The organism is Halomonas sp. PBN3 (genome assembly GCF_000475415.1).
GTDB classification, from domain to species: Bacteria; Pseudomonadota; Gammaproteobacteria; order Pseudomonadales; family Halomonadaceae; genus Halomonas; species Halomonas shengliensis.
In genome coordinates, this window is the sequence record NZ_AXCA01000058.1 from 1 (window position 1) to 6,438 (window position 6,438).

Genomic DNA, 6,438 nt, shown 5'->3' on the forward strand with positions numbered 1-6,438 from the left:
TCGGCGATGGAAGAGGCCACCACAACACAGCCAGGCACCTGTCGGCGCCATCGCCCGGAATCCGGGCTCCCACATCAGCTGCAGGGTTTACCTGGAGTTCACCCAATCCTCCACCCTTAACCCCGGTACGCGTTCGAACTCCTGCCGGTTGTTGGTTACCAGGATCAGGCCGCGGGATCTGGCATGGCCGGCAATCATCTGGTCATAGGGACCGATGGGAGTGCCGCCGCGGGCGAGTTCGGCCCTTAGCTGACCGCTGTGTGCAGCCGCCTCGTTGTCATAAGCGAGCACGTCGAGGCGCGCAGCGAAGCCCTCTATGACCTCGAGATTTCTCTCTGGCGCTGCCGATTTCTCCGCTCCATAGATCAGCTCCATCAGGGTGATGGTGCTGATGCAGAGTTGATGGTGATGCCGCTTGAAGGCTTCGCGCACCTCGGGTGGACGGTTCTTGATGGTATAGATGCAGATATTGGTATCGAGCAGGTACTTGAGCATTCAGAAGGCCTCGCGTTCCTGCTCGGGGGGTTGGTCCCGGTCGGCCATGAAGTCGGCCGAGACCGGCGGGCCGTCGAACCAGCTGTCCCAGGATTCCCCGGCCGGGGTGATGATCCGCGTGCGGCCGATGGCGATGATCTCCACGCGTTTAACGTCCTCAGGCAGGGCGACGGCCTTGGGTAGCCGAACCGCCTGGCTGCGATTGGTCTTGAACACGGCTGCCTGTTCCAAGGTGCGGCTCCTTGAGGTTGTGGTAGGTGTGCCATTCAATCCTAGTCGCATGATGGGATATGTCAAAGGGATATGGCAGGCCGGTTCCCACCAAGGTCGAATCCCCTCCTATCCGGACTCAGTTCGCGCTACCATGACGTTTTAACGTTATCTTCACCCGGTGAGACGCGAACCGATCATGTCCGAGACCCTGACCGAGCCTGTTGCCGTGTCTGATGCCGCCGTGGCCGAGGCCGAGGCGCTGCTCTCCGACGAGCTGCTGGCGTTTCTGGCCTGCCGCACCCCCGATGCCTGGGTGGCGTGGGCGCTCGAGAACCCCGAGCTGCTGCTGATCGACCACGCCCAGTGCGAGAAGAAGGCGGCCTCCACCGCCATGAGCCTGCTCTACCGCTACGTCGACCAGCCGCTGCTGCTGACCAAGATGAGCCAGCTGGCCCGCGAGGAGCTGCTGCACTTCGAGCAGGTGGTCAAGCTGATGGAGGCACGCGGCATCGCCTATCGCCACCTCAGTGCCTCGCGCTACGCCGAGGGGCTGCGCCGCCACGTGCGCGCCAACGACCCCGAGCGGCTGTGCGACATCCTGATCATCGGTGCCTTCATCGAGGCGCGCAGCTGCGAGCGCTTCGCCCGGCTGATCCCCCACCTCGACGCCGAGCTTGCCAAGTTCTATCGCACTCTGGTTAAGTCGGAGGGACGCCACTATGAGGACTACCTGATGCTGGCGCGGCACCTTACCGATGCGCCCATCGAGTCCCGAATCGCCTTCTTCGCCGAACGCGAAGCGGCGCTCATACAAGAGCCGGATACGGCCTTTCGTTTTCACAGCGGTGTGCCGGCCTGATCCCGGCCCGCCGACCAGGACGCAGGAAAACCACGATGCGGGATGCTTCCGACGTCACCGATACCCCGACCCAGGCTCGGTTGACCCTCTTCGGCCATTTCTCGCTCGGCCTGGGCGAGGACACCCTGACCCAGTTCAGCTACGACAAGGTCAAGGCGTTGCTCGTCTACCTGCTGCTGCACCAGCAGCCGGTGAGCCGCGCCACTCTCGCCGAGCTGCTGTGGCCTGACCAGGGGCTGTCGTCGGGGCGCACCAACCTGCGCCACGCGCTGCACTGCCTGCGCCAGTCGCTGGGCGAGAGCGCCGACGAGGTGCTGGTGGTCTCGCGCCAGACCATCGCCTTCCAGCTGCCCCCGGCCTGGGGCCTCGACCTCCACGACGTCCAGCGCTTGCTGGAGTACGAGCGCGACCTGCCGACCCTGGCCGCGCTGCTCGAGCACTACCAGGGGGACCTGGTGGAGGAGCTGCAGATCGCCAGCTGCTCCGAGTACCAGCGCTGGCTGGTGCAGGTGCGCAACGACTGGCGCCAGCGCGTGATCCGCTTCGCCGAGGCGGTGCTCGAGCGCTTCGAGTCGGTCCCCGATACCCTGCTCGAGACCCTGGTCAACCGCTTCTCCGGCTATGGCCCCTTCCACGAGCGGCTGGTGCGCCAGCTGGCCGAGCAGGGCCAGCTCGCCGCCGCCCATGAGCAGTACAACGCCTACCTGCAGCTGCTGGCGCTCTCCGGCCAGCAGCCCGAGCCCGGCTTCCTGCAGCTGGCGCGCTACTGGTCCGACGCCCAGGCCGATGCCGCCGGCGCGGCCGCGGCCGGCTTCTCGCGCACCCTGTCCCCGGACGACTCCCCCCTGCGCGAGGAGGAGATCGAGCAGCGCCAGCTGTCGGTGATGGCCATCCGCCTGCGCCTCAAGGGCGACCTCTCCACCCGCGCGGCCAGCCGTGCCTGCCTGATGCTGCAGGCCGAGCTGGTGCGCTGGCTGGAGGAGCAGTGCCACCACCTGGGCGGCTTCTGGCTGCCCGGCGCCACCGGTGGCCTGGGCCTGGCCTGCTTCGGCACCCACGGCCCGGCCCACCAGCTTGCCGAGCTGGTCGCCCTCTACGAGCACTGCCGGCGCATGCTGCCGGAGGAGTCGCGTCGCCACTGGAGCGGCGAGGGCGAGCCGCCGCGCATCGAGCTGGCCGCCGGCCTCAACAGCGGCCGCGTGGTCTACCTGCCCGAACGGCGCCTGGTCGACCCGCTGGGCCAGGTGACCCAGGGGGCGCTGGACCTGATGAGCGCCGCCGAGGGCAGCGAGCTAGTCATCTCCCAGGAGGCCAGCCAGCACATGCCGCCGGCGCTGGACCTGCAGCCGCGGCTCAGTTCGCGGCTGGTGGCCAGCGACGGCCGGGTGCGCCTGCGCGCCCTGGTACTCGGGGCCAACGAGGGCGGCCGCGAGGCGCTGCCGCCGAGCCTGGTCGGCCGCGAGTCCCAGCTGCGTACCCTGCGCGACGCCCTGGCGCGCGCCGGCATCGGCCTGCGCCAGAGCGTGCTGGTGCGCGGCCCCTCCGGCATGGGCAAGTCGGCACTGATGGTGGGCTTCCGCCAGCTGGAGCAGAGCCGCGACGCCGCCATCTGCTGGCAGCCCACCACCCGCCTCTCGGTGCAGGAGCCCCACGGCGTGGCGCGCAAGCTGCTGCGCTGGCACCTGGGCCATGCCCTTGACGCCGAGAGCCTCGCCGCGCTGTGCCAGACCCTCGAGATGCCGGAGTGCGACGAGGCACGCCTGCGCCTGCTGGAGGAGGCGCTCGGCGCGCGCGAGACCCACGCCGTGGCCGAGCTCAGCCAGAGCGGCGAGGCGGTGGAGCTGGTGGTGGGCCTGCTGCAGCGGCTGATCGGCCGCATCGCCGCCGAGCGCACCCTGGTGCTGATGATCGATGACCTGCAGTGGCTCGACGAACCCAGCGTCAAGGTGCTGGCCGGCCTGCAGGCGCGCCTGCCCATCAACTGCGCCTTCATGCTGGTGGCCAGCCACCACGGCCGCGAGGGGCTGCCCGCCAAGCTGCACTGGGACCAGCAGATCACCCTCGGCAAGCTCGACGCCATGCAGTCCTCGCGGCTGCTCTCCCAGCTGGCGCGTCGCTACCGCATCCATATCAGCCCACGCCTGCGCGGCCAGATCATCGAGCGCTGCGACGGCGTGCCGCTCTACCTGCAGGAGATCGTGCGCCGCGTCGACATGGACCGCCGCGAGGGGCGCAGTGTGCAGCTCGACGAGCTGCCCCATGGCCTGCTCGGCCTGCTTGCCAGCCGCATCGACCAGCTCGACGGCGACCGCGAGGTGGCCCATGTGGCGGCGGTGCTGGGGCGGCGCTTCCGCTACGACTTCCTGGCCGAGTGCAGCGAGCTCGACGGCGCGCGCCTCACCCAGGCGCTGGAGCAGATGCGCCGCCTGGAGATCATCGAGCCCGCCGAGGGCGATGACGCCGGCCGCGAGTTTCAGTTCACCCACCAGCTGCTGCAGGAGGCCGCCTACCTCTCCTGCCCGCGGGACGTACGCACCGCCATCCACCGCCAGGTCGTGGAGCTGATCGAGGGGCGCTTCCCGATGTGGATCAGCCGCCACCCCGGCGACTTCGCTACCCACCTGCGGCGCAGCGGACACTACGCCCGCGGCGCGCGTTACTACGAGCTCGCCGCCCGCGAGGCGCTCAAGGTCAGCGCCAACCGCACCGCCCTGAAGATGGCCGACCTCGGCCTGGTCAGCCTGCGCCAGGTGGCCGGGCAGACCGAGCGCGAGATCAGCCTGCTCACCGTGCGCGGCCAGGCCGCCTTCGCCCTGGAGGGGCATGGCTCGCGCACCGCCCACGAGAGCTTCGTGCGCGCCCGGGAGCTGACCCAGGCGCTGGCCGAGGAGGGCGAGAGCGTCGACCTGGAGCAGGCCTTCCTGGTCAAGTGGGGGCTGTGGGTGGGCTGCAGCCAGCGCCACGCCCACGCCGATGCCTTCCGGTTGGCCGCCAAGCTGGCCGACCTGGCCCGCGAGCTCGAGGATCCGCGCTACGCGCGCCTGGCGGAGTACGCCCAGGCCAGCTGCGAGTACTGGGCCGGGCGTATCCCGCTCGCCTACGACCACCTCGATGAGATCAACCCCCTCGAGTCCGAGATGATGATCGAGTGGCTGCCCTTCTCGGACCACCCCCAGGTAGCCGCCGCCTGCTTCCAGGGCTGGACGCTCTGCCTGCGCGGCGACTACCGCCGCGCAGAGACCCAGGTGGAGTCCGCCATCCGCCTGGCCGAGCGCATCGGCCACCTCGGCAGCCTGGCCATGGCGCTGATGTACGCCGCCGCCCTCTACCGCCAGCTGGGCCATGTGCACCTCGCCGCCGCGCGGGCCGAGCGCGCCCATGAGCTCACCGGCACGCCGGACCTGCACCTCTGGCAGATGGCCGCTCGCGGCGTGCTCGGCTGGCAGCGCGCCATCGCCGGCGACCGCGACGGCCTTGCCCAGATCCAGGCCACCCAGGAGGAGCTCACCGAGCTCACCGGCCGCGACCCCTACACCCGTCCCTCGCTGTGGCTGGTGGATGCCTGCATCGCCCTGGGCGAGCACGCCCGCGCCGAGGAGTACCTCGACCAGGCGCTGGTGCTGGCCCGCGAGCGCACCACCCTGTTCGTGCCGGAGCTCGCGGTGCAGCTCGCCCGGGTGCGCCACCTGCTCGGTCACCCTCGCGAGGAGATCGTCGCCCTGATCGAGCTGGCCCAGGAGCACGCCCGCCACGACGGCAACCTGCACCAGCAGATCGCCGCCCTGGAGACCTGGCTCACCCTGGTCGACCCCGCCGACGCCACGGCCCGCCAGGCCTTCCGTCGCCTGCTCGCCGAGGTCCACCACAGCGACGCTCCCATCCTCACCCGCTGGCACAGCCTGCTCGACCGCGCCCAGCCACGCCTGGTGGGGTCAGACCCCTCACTCCACTTAGGGGTCTGACCCCATGGAATGATCGGCGCCAGGGATAACGACGACCTCGGCGCCGAGAAGCCTTTCGGCAGCCTCCGAAAAGGCGGAGGGAGGGACCTGGCGATCCTGCTCACCGAAGACCAGGACGCGCCGCACGTCGTGGCGCCACGCCGCTCTCTCCGCCGGGTTCACGGAGTCGAAGAGCGGGGTAAAGCCATGGAGGCGGCTCCAGCGCGTGATATCCACGGGGGTGGCATAGGCGATGACCCGCTTCACTTCCGGGACGCTTTCGCTCAGCAGCAGTGCCAGCACGCCGCCGCCCGAGTGGCCGATCAGCGTCACCTGCCGCTGGCCGGGCTGGCGATCGAGCCAGCCGCGGAGTCCGGCGTGCATCGCCGCGACGACCCGCGTCGAGTACCGGGAGAAGGTCCAGAGCGCCGGATGGCATAGCGCCTCGGGGCCCATGCCGAAGTAACAGGGCCGGCCCAGGTAGAGGGCTGGCGGTGGCGCTTCGAGAAAGCGCTGCAGCATGGGTGTGTGGCGCGGGGTGGGGTCATCGGAGACGCGTCGGCCACCGCTGACCCAGGGGCGGCCGTCGCCCTCGATGAAGACCACGACGCTCTCCCCGTCACCGGGCCGTTCGGCCGCGGCGAGCCGGAAGCCATCGCCCTCCAGGGCGATGGGGCGGGCGGTGTGCTCCGCCGGCAGGCGCGACGCCAGCCCACCTTGAGATACCGCGCATCCCGCCAGCAGCCCGCAGAGAGCGGCGAGCAGGGGCAGTCGTATCAGATGGGTGAGCTTGCCTTGAAGTGTCATCATGAAAGCGGTCTTCTTTCGTGATCCGAAGCCCCGGCTTCAGTTCGCGGAGGTGGGGCCCCCAGACTCGGGAGCCTTTGCCTTCGCGCAGCAAGCTGCGCTCCTGGTATGGATTGACCCGTC

5 protein-coding genes are annotated in these 6,438 nt (G+C 69.8%); 2 read left to right on the top strand and 3 right to left on the bottom strand.

The window, feature by feature from the left end:
* Positions 1-87: 87 nt before the first annotated feature.
* Together vapC and vapB are read right to left on the bottom strand one after the other, a co-directional pair.
* Positions 88-495 (bottom strand): type II toxin-antitoxin system tRNA(fMet)-specific endonuclease VapC, encoded by a 408-nt coding sequence (vapC, locus tag Q673_RS22790; protein WP_023004962.1) that lies wholly within the window; start codon positions 493-495, stop codon positions 88-90.
* Positions 496-726 (bottom strand): type II toxin-antitoxin system VapB family antitoxin, encoded by a 231-nt coding sequence (gene vapB, locus Q673_RS22795; protein ID WP_023004963.1) that lies wholly within the window; start codon positions 724-726, stop codon positions 496-498.
* 178 nt (positions 727-904) lie between these two features.
* Between vapB and Q673_RS22800 the strand changes: the two genes are divergently transcribed.
* The gene (locus Q673_RS22800) at positions 905-1,567 is read left to right on the top strand and encodes a tRNA-(ms[2]io[6]A)-hydroxylase (RefSeq protein WP_023004964.1); all 663 of its coding nucleotides are present in this window, start codon (positions 905-907) and stop codon (positions 1,565-1,567) included.
* A 35-nt stretch (positions 1,568-1,602) separates the two neighbouring features.
* On the top strand, positions 1,603-5,529 hold the full coding sequence (locus Q673_RS22805) for an AAA family ATPase (protein ID WP_023004965.1): 3,927 nt from the start codon (positions 1,603-1,605) through the stop codon (positions 5,527-5,529).
* On the opposite strand, the gene Q673_RS22810 is transcribed toward Q673_RS22805, so the two are convergent.
* Positions 5,518-6,318: an alpha/beta fold hydrolase gene (locus Q673_RS22810; protein ID WP_023004966.1), complete on the bottom strand. Its 801-nt coding sequence runs from the start codon at positions 6,316-6,318 to the stop codon at positions 5,518-5,520. The genes Q673_RS22805 and Q673_RS22810 overlap by 12 nt on opposite strands.
* Positions 6,319-6,438 lie beyond the last annotated feature (120 nt).